The following is a 19,227-nucleotide window of genomic DNA, read 5'->3' as shown; positions in this document are numbered from 1 at the left end:
CCGCTCCGATCTCGTGCCTCGGCATGCTGCTGGGCCTCGCGCTTCTCACCACGACCCACGCTGCCGACGATGCCCCCAGGCTCGCCCGGCAGTTCCTCGGCAAGTACTGCCTGGAGTGCCATGACGCTGATGTGCAAAAAGGCGACCGCGCCTTTGAGAAATTTGCGCTGCCCCTGAAGTCCGTTTCGGATCTCATCGATGCTCGGGACATCATCGACCAGCTGACGCTGAAAGAGATGCCGCCGAAAAAGGCGGAGCAGCCCAGCGATGACGAGCGGCTCGCCGTGATCCGCGCGCTGCGCGACGGGACGCAGTCCGCGTATGGCAAATTTCAGAGCACGGGCAGCCGCACCGTCATGCGCCGCCTTTCGAGCCGCGAGTATGAAAACACCCTGGCCGTGCTCTTCGGCCGCCGGGTGGATACGCTGGGGCTGACCGCCGATTTCCCGAAGGAAAAGACCAGCCAGCACATGGATACAATCGGCAAGACGCTGGTGACCTCCGGCTTTCTGGTGGACCAGTATTTCCAGTCTGCCAACCGCCTGGTGGAGACACGCCTCGGCAAACCGGCCACCGAGCCGAAGAGCTGGCACTTCAACAGTCACTTTGTGCAGTACGAAGAGCTGCAGGGCTCCCACAAGTCCGCCTTCAATTTCCGCTACCTCTGCCTCTACGAGCAGCCAAACACCGACACCCGCCAGGGTGGCTACGGCCACATTGAGGACTTCAAGCAGGGCGTGCCTGTCTCCGGCTTGTATGACATCGAGGTGGAAGCCACCGCCCTGCACCGGGACACGCATTACGATCCCGCGATCTTTGGCATCGACTTTTCCGAGCCCTTCATTCTCGGAGTCGTCCCTGGAGACGTCACCAAGGGCCATATCCATTATCCGCAGGCCATCGAGCCCCTGCTCGCCAGCGCCGTGGTGCCGGACAACACGCCTACCGTGTTCAAATTCCGCGTGTGGCTGGAGGCCGGGCAGACGCCGCGCTTCATTTTTCCGAACGGCCCTTATGAATCCCGCGCCTCCGTGGTGACGATCAACAAACGCTACAAGGACGAGTTCAAGGCGGACGTTGGCTCCTCCGGTGTTGGTCGCGCCCATATCCTGCTGGAAGGGAAGCTGCCGCACATCCGCATCAGCGACATCAAGATCAACGGCCCCGTGCTCGAGGACAAAGGCGGTGCCGAGGAGATCGCGGTGTTTGGCAAGGACGGCTTTCAGGAAGCGCATGCGATGGAGCAGCTCCAGGCCTTCGCTGAAAAAGCCTATCGTCGCCCGCTTACCGATGTGGACCGCCAGCCCATTCGCGCGCTCTATGAAAAACGTCTGGCCGAAAAAGCCACGCCACGGCAGGCCGCCCTGGATGCACTGAAGCTCATCCTCTGCTCTCCCTCCTTCCTCTACCTGAGCGAGATCACCGAAGAGTCCGCCAAAGCGCTGAGTCCCTACGACCTCGCCTCCCGCCTCTCCTACGCCCTCTGGGCCGCCCCGCCAGATGCGGCGCTGCTCGCCGCCGCCAAGTCTGGCAAGCTCACCCAGGATGCCGAGCTAAAAAAGCAGATCCAGCGCATGCTCGCCGATGAACGCATCAACGGCTTCGTGAGCGGCTTTTTGGACAGCTGGCTGAACCTGCGTGAACTCGGCGGCATGCCTCCGCCACGCGAAGTGGTGCGCTCCTACTATGCGGAGGACCTGCCCACCTCCATGAAGACCGAGACCAGCCTCTTCTTCCGCGACCTGCTGAAGACCAACGGCTCCGTCATTCAGTTCATCGACTGCGACCACAGCTTTGTGGACAAGAAGCTCGCCAAACTCTACGACCTCCCCGAGCAGAAAACCCTGCGCCTGGCCGACGGCTTCCAAAAAGTCAGTTTTAAAGGCGATGCCCATCGCGGCGGCCTGCTCGGCATGGCTTCGGTGCTGACCGTCAGCGCAAACGGTGTCGAAACCTCCCCCGTCACCCGCGGCGTGTGGGTCACGGAAAACATTCTCGGCGTTCCGCCTCCTCCACCGCCAGATGTCGTGCCCGCCATTGATCCGGACGTCAGTGGTGCCACCACCATTCGCGACCGCCTCGCCAAGCACCGCACAGATGCCGCCTGCGCCGAATGCCACCGCAAGATCGATCCCCTCGGCTTCAGCCTTGAAGCCTTCGACCCCGTCGGCCGCTGGCGCACCAAATACCCGCAGGTGAACAAGAAAACTCCTGCTGCCAAGATCGACACCACCGGCGAATTCCCCTCCGGCGAGACCTACACCGACTTCGACAGCTTCAAGAAACTCATCCACGACACCCGCGCCGACCTCTTCAGCCGTCACCTCATTCGCCAGGTCCTCACCTACACCACCGGCCGCACCATGGAACTCAACGACGACCTCATCATCGACAAGCTCCAGGACAAGGTGAAAAAGCAGGGCCTCGGCCTCAACACCCTTCTCACCGAGTGCCTCATGAGCGAAGTCTTCCGCTCCCGCTGATCCGGATTTTTAAGTTCAGCAAAGCGGTATCCGGCCTCTAATCAAAGAGGTGAGAAGGCAAATACATCCTCTGCGGGGACGAGGGGTAACGTGTTGCATTTCGATCAAGCTTTAAAAGCATCCCAAAGCAAATCCCCTCTCCCCGCCCCAAGCAGTGCAGCTCTTGGCATTCTTCGGGGAGAGGCCGGGTGAGGGGCGTTCCAAAGCCTCTCTCTAGGGTCGCCGCACCCCTGACTTCGATAGTCATCAATTGAGTTCTTTTTTGGCATACGGTCTCCCCATTCCGTTCAGGCCTTCAAAGACCCAGCGCCAAGGAGCGCGGAATTTATTCGCAGAATCCCGCCACATGCCACGCTCCGCATTCCGCAGCACCCCGCCACACCCCGAACTCCACCCCAACTCCGCCTCCACCCCAATCAAACCTCAGAAAACGAAAAACCGCAGAGCGTCCATCCGGAAGGATTTCTCTGCGGTCTTCTAATCTCTTGCGTTGTTAAATCAGCATCCCCCTCCCTCACTTCACCTCCGGCTTCTCCGCCGCCGCTCCCGGCGCCCCCTCCGCCTTCACCTTCTTCGGCGGCGCAATCCTCGGCGTCATGAACGAATCGATCAGCGCCTTGTCCGCTTCGCACTTTGCACCACTCGCCGGAATCTCCACACCTGCGGACCACAGCACGCCATTGATCACCAGCTGCCGCATGCCCGCCTGCTCCCACGCACCATGCGCATCCAGCCCGCTGAAGCTGAACGAACGCCCACCGCTCGGACGGTCATAAGTCCAGCCCACAATGTCTTTGTCCCCGCCTTCGGGAGATCCCAGCTTCTCCTTCCCGGACCACACCAGCGGCGTGATCCCCTTCATGCCTTCGGTAAACTGCAGGTGGTTCAGCCAGCCATCATTGATCTTCCAGGGCGTCACACCGCGTGTGATTGCATGCTTCGGAAACACATCATGCACGCTGTCCCAGTGGCCTCGGCTTGAGAGGCCGTTGTACACAGCGCCGGTCCAGCTCATCGACTGCTGCGCAAACGCCGGCGTAAATTCCACCGCCTGATGCAGGTTCACCAGTCCCGTTTTGCCATCCGCCATCTTCTGCACCAGAGCCACATGCTCCGGCGTCGCCAGATACGCCTGCTTGCCGCCGCCGTCGGTGTAAAACACCACCGCAGACGCCCCATCAAACACCTTCTCATCCGCAGGCCACTCCTCATTCACCAGCACCGCATCCACGCCAGGATTCTGCTTCAGCAGGGCCTGCATCAGCCGGCAGCCGCCCAGGTAGTCATGATGCCCCACCTTGTCCACCTCCTTCACCTTTCCGGCCACGAGGACAATCTTGACGCTGTCCGCCGCCCAAGATGAAGCGGCAAAAGTGGCAGAAGCAGCGAGCGCGAGGAGAAAGCGAGTACGGGAAATCATAGGTGGTGGAATGGCTGATCCCCTAAACGAGCACATTCGCGGCGAAATGTCTTCCAATCTTCACCGGCGGGCCACCTGCCCCTCCTTCTGAAACGACTGCCAGTCCGCCGCATACTCCGCATTGATCAGCCAGGAAGCCGTGTCTTTGTCCCCGGTAAACGACACAAACGGCGCCGTCATCAGCGTCTGATACCCGCCCGCCGCAGGATCCCAGTTCTTACCGAGAGAGCCTTTCTCCAGCACCAGCGCATTCAGCTTCACCGGCCCTTTCAGAGGATCGGAATCTGCGGGCACCCGGGCGGCAAACGTGTGGCGAAGGAAGGAAAACACCAGCGGCCAGGTCTTCTCCCCCGGCCCATGTCCTGTCTTCGGCTCCACGGCATAATTCCACACGGCGTGGTGCTTCTTCCGCATCGCCTCCACCACGCCCATGTTCTCCGCTTTGGACGGCCGGGCAAAGAAGGGGTCATCCTCGCCAAAAATCACCAACCCTGGAATCTGCGCCGCCCCCGGCTGATACACCTGGTACGTCGTGCCGGGCCTCATCGACACCCATCCCCACACCCTTGAGCTGTCCGCCGGGAAGATCGCGGAAAACCCCGTGCCATTCGAGTGCCCGTAAAGAAACAGCGGCGCATTCTCCAGCTCCGGGTGCTTGGCCCTGTCTCCAAACGTCTTCAGCCGTTCATACAGCAGGCTCCTCGGCCAGAAGCCACGCTGCATGGGATTCCCATTGAACTTAAAAAGCGCCAGCTGCAGCTCACGCGCGATCTTCCGCAGCTCCGCATGCTTGTACAGCGCCTCCCCGCTGCCGTGCCCGGACATCACCACGATGCCCTTCGCCATCGCAACACCCTCGGGAATCCACAGGTCAAACTTCACGTCCTCCCTTTTGCCCTCGCCCTTGTCCTTCACTGCTTGCAGCCACTGCTCATCACTCAGCTTCCAGTCCCAGCTTCGCTCCACCGCCTGCTGTGGCGAAGGCGTGCCCCACTTCGCCTCATCGAGTACGCCATCCCAGTTCTTCTGCCCCTTTACCTGCGTATTCGCCCGCACCCAGCCGATGCTGTGGCACTCCGGCAGTTGCAGCGTTTCGGTGAGTTCAAGATCAGCCGCTTGCAGATTCGCCACCAGCAGCGCCGCGATGAAAAAAGACGTCTTCATCAATTTAAGCCATGAGTTCCTTCAGTACACCCGAGCTGTCGCCATGCCGCTCCACATTCACTCCAATGCCATGCAGCAGCGTCAGCCACGCATTGCACAGCGGTGTGTCCTTCGGCGCCACGATGTTGTGCCCCAGCTTGATCCCCGCGCCGCCACCCGTGAGCAGCGTGGGGCAGTTGTCCAGGCTGTGCTCCGTGCGGATGTTGCTGCCATAAGCCAGCGCCACATGATCAAACAAGCGGCTGCCATCCGCTTCCTTCGTGTTCTTGAGCTTGTCGATAAGACCCGCCAGCAGCTCGCTCTGCGTCAGGTCCCGCTGCTTGGAGGCTTCCAGCTTCTCTCCCAGCGTGGAATGATAATGACTCATGTCATGCGGCGCCACCTTGATGCCGATGCTCGTCAGCAGCGTGCTCACCGGCTGCCGGTACGTCAGCACCCGCGTGCTGTCCGTCTGCATTGCTGCGATCATGATGTCATACATGATCTTGATCTCTTCTTTCCCAGCCAGACCGGCCGCAGGCTCAGGGATCGGCGCCTTCGGCTGCGGCACACCGATCCACTGCTCATCCTTGCTCAGCCGTGTCTCGATGTCGCGGATGCCTTGGAAATACTCTTCCAGCTTGCCCTTGTCCGTCTTGCCCAGCCCGCGCTGCAGCGTGCGCGCGTTTTCCATCACCGTGTCCAGCACGCTGCGCTTCTGCGCCAGCATCGCCTTCTGCTGCTCAATCGGCGTCGTGTCCTTTGAAAACAGCCGGTGAAACGCCTCCAGCGGCCCCTTGTGCCCGCCGATCGGTTTGCCGCTCACATCCCACGCCATCGAAAGTCCCGGCCCATGCCCCGAGGACTCCGCATTCTCACTCCCATTGAGCTGTAGCGAGCCAAAGCGCGTGTCCAGCCCCAGCTTCGCCGCCGCCACCTGATCCGCCGAGATGCTGTTGTGAAAATTCTGCCCCGGCTCCCCAAAACGGTTCGCTCCCGTCAGCCACATCGTGCTGCCCCAGTGCCCATCGTTGCTGTACTTGTTCCAAAGACCCTGCACCACTGTGAAGTCCGCCTTGTGCCGCGCCAGGGGCTTCAGCCCCTCAGGCAGCGTGTAGTCCGCACCCGGCTGCTTGATGTCCGGAAACCACGACTCCGTCGTAATCCCCCACCCAAAACCCAGAAACACCAGCCTCTTCGGCGGTGCAGCCGGCACCGCCGCCGAAGCAAACCTCCGAAACCCCAGCGACTCCATTGCCGGAAGCGCAATAAGCGCAGTGCTCGATTGAAGAAAATGACGACGGCTTTTCATAGGCATGGGGTGCTGGTTGCGAGAATGCAAAAATGTGACAGGAGTAAACAATGATGACGGATACAACGATCCAAGCCGAGCAGATCCGTCTGCGAGCTTTGCAGACCATGACCCCGACAAAGAGACTGTCCATGGCCGTGGGATGGAGTCAATCTGTACGCGAGATGAGCCGTGCCGCACTGCGGCGGCAGTTTCCTCATTTCACCGAGGCCGAACTGCACCGTCATCTTTCGGAGAGACTTCTGGGACCCGAACTCGCCACAAAGGTCTATGGCCCTCTGAACGTGCATGGATGATACCCTGAAAGCTGCCTTGGCTGCGGCGAATGTCCTCGATGAGCTGGGGGTCCGCTGGTTTCTAGGCGGTTCGCTTGCCAGTTCAGTCCATGGCATTCCGCGCGCCACATTCGACGCGGACATCATGGCGGACCTGCTTCCATCACATGTCCGTCCTTTGATCAAGCTGCTCGGCGATGAATGGTATGCGGACGAAGGAGACATCATGGATGCGCTCAAGCAGAGGTCGTCATTCAATCTGATCCACTTTGCCACGGCAATGAAGGTGGATGTTTTCGTGCCAAAAGCGCGCCGCTTTGATGGAGGCGAGTTTGCTAGATCACGCAGGATGCCAGTCGCCGAAGGTAGCAGCACCGAGGCCTCCGTGTGCTGCGCTGAGGACATCGTGGTGGCAAAGCTGGAATGGTATCGTCTTGGCGGCGAAGATTCAGAACGCCAATGGCAGGACGTTTTGGGGGTTTTGAGGCTTAATAGCGAACGCCTCGACACCCAGTTGCTCCAACAGAGTGCGGAGGAAGTCGGCGTCTCCGATTTGCTTCGAAAGGCGCTCGATGTGGCTGGTGCTGGCTGATTCGAAGCTTTCATTTCGTATGAAATTCCTGGCTCGCAACCAGCGCGTGAATGAACTCACGAATCGCGAGATCCTTTTTCCCGGCCCGCTCCACCATGCCCGCAATCAGCGGCTCATCGCGAAACCCCGGCGGCCTCCCCAGTGCAAACTCCAGCAGCGCTTCGCTGAACCCACGCGCAAACGCATCTGACTTCGAGGCAATGATGTCCCGCAGCCCAAAGAAGTCCTTGAACGCCGGCCCCTTGTACAGCGCCGCCGCTGCTTCAATCGTCCACGTCTTCTTCGTCTTGGCATCCGCTTTCCCGTTCGCATCCACCGCCATGTAGCTGTCCTCGGTGCGCCACTGCCCCGCGGCATCAAAGTTCTCCAGCCCAAAACCGATGGGGTCAATCTTGCGGTGGCAGCTTGCACACTGCGGATCTTCCTGGTGTGCCAGCAGCCGCTCATGCGTCGTCAGCACCTTGCCCGCCAGCCGGGTGATCGCCGGCACATTCGCAGGCGCAGGAGGTGGCGGATCATGCAGCAGCTTGCGCAGCACCCACGCCCCACGCTCCACCGGACTCGTGCGCTCGCCATTGCCTCCCATGAAATGAATCGCCGCCATGCCCAGCAGTCCCCCACGTGGCGAATCCTTCGGCAGCATCACTTTCTCATACCCGTCCCCCTTAACACCCGGAATCCCATAGTAGTGCGCCAGCACGCGATTGATCATCACGTAGTCCGCCTTCAGCAAATCCCGCAGGCTCGCATTCTTCCGCACCACATGCACGATCGTCTCATGAATCTCCCCCTTCGCCGCCACTTTCGTTCCGCTGTCAAAGCGCGGATACATCGTGCGATTCACCTCAAAAAAATCGATGCGATCCAGCCCCAGCCACTGATGCGTGAAAGCCTCAAGAAACTCCGCCGAGCGCGCATCATTCAGCAGCCGCTCCGTTTGCGCCGCCAGCACCTCCGGCTTCATCAGCTCACCCTTTCTGCCCAGTTCTCTCAGCGCCGCATCCGGCGGGGCACTCCAGAGAAAATACGACAGCCGCGTCGCCAGCTCCGCTCCCGTCAGCGGCCGGTGCTTCTCATCGGCAATCGGTTCCGCCAGATACAAAAACATCGGCGACGACAGCACCACCGCCAGCGTCTCCTTCAGCGCCACGCTGTGCTTGTCTCCCGCCTTCCGCCGCACTTCATAAAGTCTGACCAGCCGATCAACATAATCCGCCGTCGGTGACGTCCCACGAAAAGCCTCCGTCGCAAACCGTTCCAATCCCGCGCGCACTTCCGCCACAGCAGGCGCAGGCGCTTTGTCATCCAGCGGAATCCCCAGCGCCACAATCCCCGGCGGCTTTGCCTTCGCAGCATCCGGCACACGCTCCACCTCAATCCAGTCCACCCACAGCGTCAGCTCAGGGCCGATGCCATTTCGCTTCACCGCCTCCGCCCGCTTGCGCCCGCCTTCCTCGTTCGTGTCCCAGCTTCCTTTTTCACGCACAAACAGCAGGCGGTTTTCCCGCGTCATGTTGCTGCGCGTCAGTGTGAGCGGAATCTCGATCACCTGCGGCTTCTCAATGCTCGCCGTGATCTCATGCGTCGCCATCACACGCCCCGTGCGTGCATAGATGCCGAAGTCCAGGAAGCGCCGCTCAGGCGGTGCATCCTTGGTGGCACCGGCGCACACGCGCACCACATAGTTCCCCACCGGCCAGTCAAACGGCACCAGCAGCTCGATGTAGTTCACATTCAGCTCCGCCGGATGCCGCGTCTGCGTGCCCAGGTAGGCGCCCTTGTCCACCGCAGGCTGCGCCACGTAGTATTGGTGATACTTCAGCCATCCTGCAGCCAGCGAATCATTGGCCAGGTCCGCGTCATTCTCGCCCTTCTTGTCAAAGCCAAAGCTCCGCGGATTCGGCGCACCAGGAATCCGCGCCCACTCACGACGGAAGATGCTTTCATTCTTCGATTCCTTCCGGATCTTCGCCACGATCTCCTTGTTCTCCGGCTTCGCCGCCGCTTCCTCCACCGCCTTCACCCAGTTCTGCGCGCGCTTCTGCGCATCGATCTGGTAGTCCACAAACTTGCGCACCACTGGCGTCGTCGTCTCACCCTCATAGTGCAGCTTCTTCTCCACGCCCGCCGCCGCCTGCCACGCAAAGGCCTCCTCCATCGCCTCGCGTGCGATCACCTGATATTGCTCAAACTGGTTCGCCGACATGAAGAGGTTTGCTCCCACTGTGTCAAATCCGCCCCCACCATCCGCGGGCAGGTCCGAGACGTTCACATCCACCCCGAGCAATTCGCGCAGCGTGTTCTTGTACTCGCGCCGGTTCAGCCGCCGCATGGTGATCACTCCTTTTTGATCTCCCAGGGTGCGTCGCGCAGCCACCATCACATTCGCCAGATCATCCAGAAAATCCGCCTTCGCCTCCTTCGTCGGCTGCTTCTCATCTTCCGGCGGCATGTCGCCCGAGTTCATCTGGTTCAGCACCTTCTGCCACTTCTCCGCCGTTTCCAGGTCCTTGATTTCAAACGGCAGGTCATCCACGCGGAACTTCCCCTTCTGTTTTTCCGGACCGTGGCAGGACACGCAGGTCTCCTGAAACAAAGCCTTGTGCCGCTGATTCATCACCGCGCGGCCCGCCGCATCAGAGGCCTGGGAAAACGTGCTGGCAGACAGCAAGAGGGCGAAAAGCAAAAACGAACGGATCATCGGAGGGAAAAACAAACGCATGAGGACGCGAAATGTATCTCCCCTCCAGGGCCAAAACCGGACGAACAAAATTCATCCGAATCATTCAAAAAAGCAGCAGTCCCCGTGCGGGTGCGTGCGCGGCTCAGCCTTCTCCCGCCGCCCTGCGCGCTCCCTTGGCGGAATGGCGCGCACGCATGAGCCGGCGCAGCACCGCCTGAAGGACGAGGGCGCCCAGCACCAGCAGCGCCGCCTCCAGCCTGCCCACGCTCCATGCCAGTGGCAGGAAGAGAAGTGGCCAGGCCAGCGAAAGGCCGGAAAGACGCCGGCCATTCTTTGCATTGTCACACATGTCCGGTGCCACGGCCTGTGTGCCGTTGTCGTGAGATGGCGAGGAACGGCAGCTCATGGTTCGAGGATGAGAAGCCGGTCTGTGCCATCCGGCAGTTTCACGAGCGCTGCCGGGGTGTCCTTCAGCAGGGCAAAGAGCTGGGCATCTCCCACCTGCCGCAGCACCAGTGGCGCTGCCTCATCAGATGGTGGCCTCGATGTCGTGGCCGTGCCGGGTGCGGTGTGCGGCAGTGATGCATGGTTATGGCTCCATAGCAGGGCGGCCAGCAGGCAGGCCGCGCCGGCCGCCATGGAGATACGCACGCGCCGCTGCTGCTGCCGCCGGCTTTCCTGCCGCAGCAGCCCCAGTACCTCCGTGCAGGTCGGGCCGGCATGCCCGGATTCTGGGGAAAGCACGGCGTCCAGCAGCAGGTGGAGGTCTTTGGATTCTTGGGTTTTCATCAGGGTAAATGTTGGAGTTCTTCCGCGACCAGCAGCCGCAGCCGCTCCCGGGTGCGTGCCAGCCTGCCTTCGATGGCGCGCGTGCTCAGGGCATGCCGCGCGGCAGTCGCTGCCAGCGGTTCTTTGGAAAAATAGCGGGCTTCGATGAGGTCCCTCTCCATGGCGCCGAGCCGTTCAAGGGCGGACTCGAGAGCGGAGGTCAGCTCATCTGCCGCATCGTCTGCGGCCTCTGTGGCCGCAGGCCGCCACCATCTGGCAAAGTGCGCCAGCACACGGAAATACCGGCCGCCTTTGCGCCTGAGATCCGCTGCGGCGTGCCGTGCGGCGCATGCCGTCCAGTTCCACAGCGCGGCTTCGTCCGGCAGAGTCCGGATGTGGCGCATAAGCCGGAGCCACACCGATTGTGCGATCTCCCCCGCCAGCGTCTCGTCACCCGCGGCAAGGGCGAAGCAGTAGCGGTGGATCCGCTGCGCCCATGCGCTGTGCAGCCAGGCAAAGGCCTCCTCTTCACCGCGCTTCAGCGCCTCGCTCAGCCGTGGCACTGCGGCAAAGCTGAACCCCTCCGCGGGCGTTGCTGGCGCTGGCGCCGCCGTCACTGCCGCACCCGCATCCGCGATGGCGGGCCACGGCGGCGGCGCGGGAAAGGGCTCTGGCAGAGGGCAGGTCACGGCGCTTTTTGTTTTGGGAGGGTCGGGACAAGAGGCTGTGGCATCTCAGGGATTGGGACTGCGGGTGCCCGCCGCGTCTGGTTCGGCCTCCTTGTTTTCCTTCAGCGCCTTGATCACCTGTTCCACGATCTCCTGCTGGGCGGCGGTCGCTTTGACCACCAGCACTTTTGACTGCGGGTGCAGCATGAGATCGGGTTCCGGGACAGATGCCGATTTCTCCAGGGCGCTGTGGATGATCTCCAGGAAGGCGGCCTCGTCGCTCGTTCGGAAGGTCTCGGTCTCCCCGCGTTTGATTTCATCGGCGGACCTCGCGCGCAGGGCGTTTCCCAGTGCGTGCACACGAATGATCTGCCTGCTGGTATCTTCTGGTGTTTCCACTTTCCGGCTTGCAGCCGCTGGTTCAGCCGGGGCCGTGAACAAGACCTGGCCCGCGCCAGGAAGGGCTGTCTTGTTGCGGATGATCCGGTAGCCGATGGCGGCCTGAGTCACGGCATGGCCTCCCGTGGCCGGTGTCGGGTCCAGAATCGGCACCAGGCTGCAGTCCACCGCCGCCGCGGTCAGCGCCACCGCCTGCAGGGGTGAGACATTGTGCAGTCTCAGAGGACCGGGCACCTCCAGTGCCCCCACTTCCTGGGACATCAGGATGTTCGGCATGTGTCCTATGTGATCTCTCCAGTCGGGCATGAGCTTGAACTCGATGTAGCCATGCACGAGCTTTTCCAGGGTGTCTGGCGGAAGGAGAATGATTCCATCAGGATCCGGACTGACGGATGCTGGGGGTGCGGGTGCTGGTGCCGGCGGTTTGGCGGCGGTGGTCTGTGCCGGCAGTGTTTCGGCACGGATGAGCAGCATGACGGCGGTGAGAGCGAGATGTGTTTTCATGGGGGCAGATGCAGGTATGGGGTGGATGAATGATGAAGCTTCACCGGTATCACGACGACGGAGTCGGAAACCCACGCAGGTCCGGCACTTTCATCCTCAAAAAGCGCCCTGCCGGCATTTCTCACCGCTGCTTTTCATCCCACCACGGCGGCAGGCTGCTGAAGAAGTAAGCAGGCGCCTGTTCGGTGGTCCCGCCTCTGCGTTCAGGTTCGATCGTGATCACGTAGGAGCTCTGCGGCGCTCCCTCAAATGCCACGTCACAGAAATGCTTCACTCCAAAGCCCAGCGCGACACCAGAGCGCTCGGTGAGGCGCTTCAGCGGGTGGCGGTTCCACTCACGCATGAAGCGCTTCAGCGCCTCGCTTTTGCCCGGCCAGTCGGCACGCAGGCGGGCCTCCCATGCGGGATCGGGTATGCCGCCCATCTGATAGTCCTGGAACTCCTTGCCGCCCGTCTCATGCTTCAGTTGTGCCAGCACGCCAGGCGAGAGCAGGGAGTCGAGGATTTCCGGCGTGTCCTGCACGGCGCAGGCATGGAAAAATGAACGCGCCGTGTGCATCACCGTGTCACGCGGATATTCGATCACCGGCGGCAGTCCTTCGGCCCAGTTGCGCTGAATCGCGTCCGGCCAGTCCATGACCGTGATGAAGGTCTGCGCGCGGCTCATGACCTCCTGTGTCGCCTTGATGACGATCTGCTGGTCGTCGCCGGTCGTCTTCGCCTCATTCCCCACGCCTGCGGCCACGATGCCCCTCAGACCACTCTCCAGGATGGCTTTGGCAGAGGCATGCCGCAGGGGGAAGATGCACGTCTCCTTTTCTGTGACCTCAACTGAAGCCCTCTCCATGCGTGGATCCATCACATGGCGCAGCAGCTTCCAGCGTACCTTGATGCTTCCCGTGCTGTCCGCAAAGCCGGTCACCTGCAGCAGGCCCGTGTGCCCGGCCCGGGTTTGAAACAGCACCGGCTTTGGCGCTCCATCGCTGTCCAGTGCCGGCTGCTGAAACGGTACGATCAGCGTCGGCCGGGAGGATTCCCGAAGGCCCGACGCCGCTACCAGGGAAGCTGCCTCTCCGGGCTGTGCCTTGGCAAAGGAAAGGTCCGGAAACAGCAGCCCGCTGCCAAAGAACACCAGGGCAATGTGGGGCTCCGTCCTCAGCAGCACGAGGTCCGCCCCCGTGTCTTCCGCCCACTGCCGCAGCTTCTCATCCACCGCTGGCGGAGGGCTGCCCCGCACGTGAATTTCCATGGCCTCCAACACATCCTGCGGTGCCGCCACAAACTTGCCCGACTCCACATCCAGAGCGTATTGATGTTCATGTGGCGCAGCGCCCGGCATCCGCAAAATGCGCTCAACCACGGGATCAAAAGCAGCGGCGGAATGTGAAGCCACATCCTGACCGGGACTGCCGGCGCCTGCCACGCGCTCATGCAGCCATCCTCTTCGGTGGAAAATGGGCACCAGCCACGACATCATCAGCACCGCCAGCGCCGCCGCCGCTGCCATCACCAGACGGCTGCTTCTCCTCGCTGGCGCCGGCTGCTGCGCCACTGACGCGCGTGGTCCCGAAGACACGAGGGTCTCCACCTGCGTGCGAAACTCCGCTGCCGTGGCAAAGCGGAGTTCCGGCGTTTTTTCCAGCGCCCGCAGCACGATCTCATCGATGCGCACATCCACCAGCACCCGTGTGGACGGCGCTTCGATCTTGTCCTTCGGCCGCTCGCCCGTGAGCATTTCATACAGCACCACTCCCAGGGAATAGATGTCCGCACGGTGGTCGGCGCCGCCGCCTGCCTGTTCAGGAGCGGCGTAGCCCGGAGTGCCCAGAGGAAGTGATGCAGACCCACTTTTCCGTGCCGCATCAGGAGCGGCGGTGGCATCCGCCTCGCACTCGACCATCTTGGCGATGCCGAAATCCGCGATCTTCACCACCCCGCCCTTGTCAATGAGCAGGTTCTCCGGCTTGATGTCCCGATGCACAATGCCGTGGTCATGCGCGCACTGCAGCGCCTCGCACACCGGCGGCACGATGCTCAGCGCCTCCTTGGGGGTGAGGCGTCTGGACTGCAGAAGCTGCCGCAGATTCACCCCGTCCACGAATTCCATCAGCAGGTAGAAGAAACTGCCCGCCTGCCCAAAATCATGCACCGTGACGATGTGCGGATGGCTCAGCTTTGCCAGAGCCTGCGCTTCGCGCTGAAAGCGTACGGAGAAGCCCGGGCGCGCCGCCAGCTCTCCCGGCAGAATCTTCAGCGCCACAAACCGGTCAAGCTGTGGCTGGCGTGCTTTAAAGACCGCGCCCATTCCGCCGCTCCCGATCAGTCCGGTCACTTCCAGATGAGGAAAGGCGGCGCGCACCGCCTCCAGGGGTGGCGGCTCATGCTGGTCCGCGGGACCATCGGCCGTGGGCGCCAGCGCCCTGGCCAGCACACAGCGGGGGCAGAGGCCGTTGGCGGCGTCTTCCGGAATGGACTGGCCGCACTGAGGACATGTGGGTGCTGCATTGGTGCTCATGCCTGTTCCTTGAGGATGCGCCGTCAAAAGTTACAGAGCCATCTATCCATGCACAGTGCAAAGATAGCGCAGTTCGTCCTCCACATCCTGGTCCTCGTCCAGCGTCTGGGAGACCTCCTGCCGCAGCAGTTCACGGAAGCGTTTGCGCAGTCGGTGCACCGCCACCTTCACCGCCCCCTCGCTCATGCCCAGCCGGCGGGCCGTCTCGGCATGGGAGGCGGCCTCGTCTCCCATCAGCCACGGGCGCAGCGCCTCAAACTGTGCCCCACGCTCAGGCGGATGCTCCGCGGCCAGCGCGGCCACCGCCCGGTTCATCACGGCCACCGCCCATTCCCGGTCAAACACCTTCGTCATCAGCGCCGCCTTGGGATCATCGAGGGGGATTTCCCCCGAATCATCCGCATCCAGGGACTCATGCTCCACGCCTCCTCCGCGCTTCTCCCTGCGCGCATGCTGCAGCAGTCCGCTGACAAAATACTTCACCGCCCCCAGCAGGTAGCTGCGGAACCTGCCACGCCCCGGCTCCAGCTTTGGGAAGCCCCGCTGCAGCAGATGCGCAAAAAACGAATGCGCGTGGTCCCGCGCCACATCCTCGTCAAATCCGCTCCGCCGCAGGAAGACAAACACCGGCTTGTAGTAGGCGGCGCAAAGGTCGCTCAGGGCCGCCTTTCCTTCCGGCGAGACCTCGTTCGCACGCAGCACCAGCGTCCAGCGTGTGGACATGAAGCTGCCGGTGGCTTGAGCGGATTGCATGCGGTTCTGGTGAATACCTTGGCGATGGGTCCGCCAAGGTTACACTGGGAATTTCAATATCATGCAAATCCGTTCGTCGGGCAGCCGGCCCGGCCTCGGACGGCTCACTTCTCCGCCACCCAAAGCCGCGCAATGCCAGGCGGCTGAAATTTCTCCGCGCTCACATCCAGCGCGAGCATCACCTGCGCCTGCCTTCCATTCTTGCCCACAGTGACAACCTTGCCCGTAACGGGCGCCGCTGTGGGCTTGCGATCCACACCTGCGGGAGCCACCCGTACCGTGGTGCCCTGCTTGAGCCGCTTGATCTGCTCCTCCCCCTCATTGAAAAGCGTCAGCGTGACCTGATTGCCCGCGGAGGCATCCACATATCCCGGGGCCCCTTCTTCGAGGACGCGCTTCGCATGCACCGCCTTCTGCTCCGCCTGAAACTTGAGCAGGCTTTCATCATCCAGAAACACCTCCCAGGCCACGCGTGTCTTGCCCTTGCCCACGCCATGCGTCTTCGTGCGCAGCTTGTCGCCCGCCTGGATGTCGCTGAACTTCGCCGGCTGCCCCGCCTTCCAGAAGCGCGTGTCCTTGTCTGTCTCGATCACCACGTTCTTTTCGCGCACAAAGCTCTTGTCGAAATTCGCCCACGTGCACGTCAGCTTGCCTCCCGCCGTGTCGATCTGGTCCACATAGAAGTACTCCTTGTGGCCGTTCATCATGTTCATTTCATCCTGGATGTAGGTCAGCCACACCCACTCCTCCTTCTCATTCACGTGCAGGCGGAAGATCGCCCGCTCGCCCACTTTGAAATCCTGCAGATCACCCAGCGTCGCATGGTGCAGCAGCTCCGCATACGGCATCACGGTAAAGCTCACGATCTCATCGTTGCTCTCGCTGCGAAACTTGCCCGTCCGCGTTGCCAGATCCAGGCTGATCAGCTCGCCCCACGGCCGGCGCATCTTTTCAAATGGAATGATCACCTTCCCCGGCGTGATCACCGGAATGGGCTTGGCCGGAGCAGGTGTGTCCGCAGCGGAGCAGGTCGGTGCCAGCGCCAGGGCTGTGAAAGCGGTAAAAATGAGTTTCATGTCGTCTGTTTATTCTTTCCCGAAATACTCTTCCTCCTTCGGCAGGGCGATGACCTTCCACGTTTCCGGGTAAAAGCGCACCACGCGTTTCGGCCGGTAGCCCTCCAGCATCATGTCCATCTTGATCTTCATCTGCACACCGCTGCACCCGGGCGCCACGGGAATTTTCGTCACCTCCAGCACACTGCCCGTCTTGCGGTCGTTCACCGGATCATAAGTCATGAGCGTGTCCCGTGCCACGGCCAGTCCACCACGCGGCTCCACCGGCGGCGGGCTGCCATCCTTGGGCGGCGGGAGATTGGGATCTTTGATTTTGAGCTCGTCGAAGAGTTTGGGATCCACGTTCTCGAAGAAGGTGACGGTGACGAGCTGCTGCTCATCATCCACCGCCGTCACCCACCCTGGCAGGCCGCGCTCACGAATGTAGCTCCGGTGCCGCTCAAGCTGGTTCGCCGTCACCAGCGCCCGCGCCTCCTCATCCACCCAGATGTCCGTGATGCGGCCCGGCCCGTACAGCGTGACCCAGGTCAGGTTAAACAGCACATCCTGCCCCGGCTGCAGCGCCTTCAGGTCTGCAATGCCGTGCCCCTGGTACACCCGCGTGCTGCTCATCAGGTCAAACAGCTTCGGCTGCCCGCTCGGTTTGCCCTTGTCCTGCAGCGTGGCCGTGACCTTCTTCGCGGTCAGGTCCACGCTGTCGATCTTCCACAGCTGCTTCTGCCGCGCATGAAACGAAAACTCATCCTCAATCCGCAGGCAGTGGCGGAACTCCCACTCCGGCGTCTTGCGCTTGTACCACGTGTCCGGCAGCGGCGTTTTGTCATCCAGCCCGATCTGGTAAAACCACCCGTGCAGGTGCGTGCCCAGCGGAATGTCCTGCAGCGCCGCCGGCGCTCCCTGATACCAGATCGAGCCATAAGGCAGCATCATCGCATCCAGCGGCAGGTCCCAGATCCCCCGCTCCTGGCTGTCATTGCGGTCCACCCGGATCTGAAACCGCCGGTCCAGATGGTCCACATGCATCAGCTCCCCTGTAACGGCATGCGCCGCCCCCTCCGGCGGAAACTCCCCCTCCACCAGTTGAAACCACTCCGGCGGGTCCTCAGCCTTCCGATCCTTCGGCGCCTTTCTCTTGTCGGTTGCCTTCACCGGGCCGTCGGCATCGGTGCGGAATTTGGGTTTGTCCTCGGCGTGAACCAGTGAGAGCGCGAAAAAGAAAAAGAGGAAACGCATCGAAAATCGGGTGCGGTTGAGTGGACTGATCGGCTCTACGCCACAATCTGCGAGATCGGCTTGAGGCTGTCCTGAAACACATCCGCCTTCACATCCACACGCTGCAGCATGGTCAGGAGCAGGTTGCTCACGCGTGCGTCGCTGTCCACGGGGCGGGAGCAGATCTTGTAGTGTTCGGTGGCGTTGGAGACATCGTACTTGCCGATCTTCGGCAGGTTGAAGTCCACATGGGTGCCGTGCTTGTAGCCAAGGGCTTTGCCACCCGCGAGGATGGTGGGCAGGTTTGCATTGCCGTGGCTGTGGCCGTAGGCCATGCCGCTGCCCCAGAGCACCTGCGTGGTGTCCAGCAGGCTGCTGTCCTCCTCCTTGAGGTCCTTGAGCTGATCCAGGAAATAGCTGAACTGGCCGATGAGGAAGGTGTCCGTCTCAGTGAGGCGGCGGAGCTGCTCGGGGTCGCCATTGTGGTGGGAGAGACCGTGGCGGGTCTGCAAAATCCCAATCTCCGGGATGCCGCTGGCATTGCCCTCGCCGCCGATGCCGCAGGTGATCACGCGGGTGGAGTCCGTGCGCAGGGCCATGACCATGAGGTCATAGAAAAGGCGGTAGTACTCGCCGGCCTCGGCCATGCTCAGTTTGCGCTGGAGGCGGGCGGCCTCGGCTGCGGGCACGGCGGGCTTTGGCACGTTGAGCCATTCGTCGGCGCGGCGCGTGCGCTCCTCCACCTGCCGCACGGCGGTCAGGTACTCATCCAGCTTGCTGCGGTCGGCGCTGCCCAGTTTGTTGTTCACACGCTTCGCATCATCAGCCACCAGGTCCAGGATGCTGCCACGGCGCATCAGGCGGCGGCGGATCGTCTCCTTGCTGTCCTTTTCCACGCCGAAGAGCATGTTGAAAATCTGCTGCGTGTTTCGCTCCGCCGGAAGCTGGATGCCATCCTTTGACCACGCCAGCGAGGTGCCCTCAATCGCCATCTCCAGCGATGAAAAACGCGTCGCGTTGCCCTGCACTTCGGCGATGAGCTGGTCGGCGGAAACGGTGTTGCGGAAGGCTCCGCCATCGCCCGGCACATTCGCGCCTGTGAGCCAGACCTTTTCGCAGTTGTGGTGCTTGCCCAGCACCATCGGGTGATGCAGCCCGCTGATCGGCGTGATGTCCGCGCGGTGCTTCTCCAGCGGCATCAGCGGCTTCGTGAATCCATAGTCCGCGCCCGCTTTCTCAATCTGCCAGGTCAACGTGTTCACACCGTTTGGGATGTAGAGAAACACGCTGCGCTTCGGCCTGGATGGAGGTGGCAGCGCGTCCATGGCTTCCAGCAGCGGCAGGGAGATCGTTGCACCGAGTCCGCGCAGCATCTGGCGGCGGGAGATTTGCCAGCGGTTGAGGTTCAGATTGCTCATAAAAGA

The 19,227-nt window shown here is 62.0% G+C and carries 15 protein-coding genes; 2 read left to right on the top strand and 13 right to left on the bottom strand.

Features of this window, described 5'->3' with window-relative positions; translation table 11 throughout:
- The first annotated feature begins 23 nt into the window (after window positions 1-23).
- On the top strand, window positions 24-2,483 hold the full coding sequence (locus ACILSQ_RS18275) for a DUF1592 domain-containing protein (protein WP_395745169.1): 2,460 nt from the start codon (window positions 24-26) through the stop codon (window positions 2,481-2,483).
- 514 nt (window positions 2,484-2,997) lie between these two features.
- Here the strand turns inward: ACILSQ_RS18275 and ACILSQ_RS18270 are convergent.
- Genes ACILSQ_RS18270 through ACILSQ_RS18260 form a run of 3 tightly spaced genes read right to left on the bottom strand, consistent with a single transcriptional unit; the run spans window position 2,998 to window position 6,358 of the window.
- The gene (locus ACILSQ_RS18270) at window positions 2,998-3,903 is read right to left on the bottom strand and encodes a ThuA domain-containing protein (RefSeq protein WP_395745090.1); all 906 of its coding nucleotides are present in this window, start codon (window positions 3,901-3,903) and stop codon (window positions 2,998-3,000) included.
- A 60-nt stretch (window positions 3,904-3,963) separates the two neighbouring features.
- Window positions 3,964-5,067 (bottom strand): hypothetical protein, encoded by a 1,104-nt coding sequence (locus ACILSQ_RS18265; protein ID WP_395745089.1) that lies wholly within the window; start codon window positions 5,065-5,067, stop codon window positions 3,964-3,966.
- Window positions 5,068-5,071: 4 nt separating this feature from the next.
- Window positions 5,072-6,358: a DUF1552 domain-containing protein gene (locus ACILSQ_RS18260; protein ID WP_395745088.1), complete on the bottom strand. Its 1,287-nt coding sequence runs from the start codon at window positions 6,356-6,358 to the stop codon at window positions 5,072-5,074.
- Between the two features lie 288 nt (window positions 6,359-6,646).
- Here ACILSQ_RS18260 and ACILSQ_RS18255 point away from each other — a divergent pair, with 288 nt between their 5' ends.
- Entirely contained in the window at window positions 6,647-7,225 is a 579-nt protein-coding gene (locus ACILSQ_RS18255) for a hypothetical protein (RefSeq protein ID WP_395745087.1), read from the top strand.
- Window positions 7,226-7,235: 10 nt separating this feature from the next.
- On the opposite strand, the gene ACILSQ_RS18250 is transcribed toward ACILSQ_RS18255, so the two are convergent.
- The 10 genes from ACILSQ_RS18250 to ACILSQ_RS18205 form a co-directional block, all read right to left on the bottom strand.
- A complete protein-coding gene (locus ACILSQ_RS18250) occupies window positions 7,236-9,926 on the bottom strand; it encodes a DUF1592 domain-containing protein (RefSeq protein WP_395745086.1) in 2,691 nt (896 codons plus the stop codon).
- Window positions 9,927-10,050: 124 nt separating this feature from the next.
- Window positions 10,051-10,314, bottom strand: coding sequence for a hypothetical protein (locus ACILSQ_RS18245; protein ID WP_395745085.1), 264 nt, complete (start codon window positions 10,312-10,314; stop codon window positions 10,051-10,053).
- Window positions 10,311-10,697, bottom strand: a complete 387-nt coding sequence (locus ACILSQ_RS18240; protein ID WP_395745084.1) for a hypothetical protein — start codon at window positions 10,695-10,697, stop codon at window positions 10,311-10,313. Before ACILSQ_RS18240 ends, ACILSQ_RS18245 begins: the two co-directional genes overlap by 4 nt.
- The gene (locus tag ACILSQ_RS18235; RefSeq protein WP_395745083.1) at window positions 10,697-11,365 is read right to left on the bottom strand and encodes an RNA polymerase sigma factor; all 669 of its coding nucleotides are present in this window, start codon (window positions 11,363-11,365) and stop codon (window positions 10,697-10,699) included. Before ACILSQ_RS18235 ends, ACILSQ_RS18240 begins: the two co-directional genes overlap by 1 nt.
- Before the next feature lie 45 nt (window positions 11,366-11,410).
- Window positions 11,411-12,247 carry a hypothetical protein gene (locus ACILSQ_RS18230; protein ID WP_395745082.1) on the bottom strand — a complete coding sequence of 279 codons (837 nt, stop codon included), beginning with the start codon at window positions 12,245-12,247 and terminating at the stop codon, window positions 11,411-11,413.
- A gap of 121 nt (window positions 12,248-12,368) precedes the next feature.
- A complete protein-coding gene (locus tag ACILSQ_RS18225) occupies window positions 12,369-14,762 on the bottom strand; it encodes a serine/threonine-protein kinase (protein ID WP_395745081.1) in 2,394 nt (797 codons plus the stop codon).
- 42 nt (window positions 14,763-14,804) lie between these two features.
- Entirely contained in the window at window positions 14,805-15,515 is a 711-nt protein-coding gene (locus tag ACILSQ_RS18220; protein WP_395745080.1) for an RNA polymerase sigma factor, read from the bottom strand.
- Between the two features lie 104 nt (window positions 15,516-15,619).
- Complete coding sequence (locus ACILSQ_RS18215; protein ID WP_395745079.1) at window positions 15,620-16,591, bottom strand: hypothetical protein; 972 nt, start codon at window positions 16,589-16,591, stop codon at window positions 15,620-15,622.
- Window positions 16,592-16,600: 9 nt separating this feature from the next.
- Window positions 16,601-17,824, bottom strand: a complete 1,224-nt coding sequence (locus tag ACILSQ_RS18210) for a hypothetical protein (protein ID WP_395745078.1) — start codon at window positions 17,822-17,824, stop codon at window positions 16,601-16,603.
- A gap of 35 nt (window positions 17,825-17,859) precedes the next feature.
- Window positions 17,860-19,221: a DUF1552 domain-containing protein gene (locus tag ACILSQ_RS18205; protein ID WP_395745077.1), complete on the bottom strand. Its 1,362-nt coding sequence runs from the start codon at window positions 19,219-19,221 to the stop codon at window positions 17,860-17,862.
- Window positions 19,222-19,227: the final 6 nt, after the last annotated feature.

The organism is Prosthecobacter sp., assembly GCF_044227185.1.
Classification (GTDB): Bacteria; Verrucomicrobiota; Verrucomicrobiia; order Verrucomicrobiales; family Verrucomicrobiaceae; genus Prosthecobacter.
The sequence above is the reverse complement of the archived record's forward strand: the minus strand, read 5'-3'. Positions and strand labels throughout refer to the sequence as shown.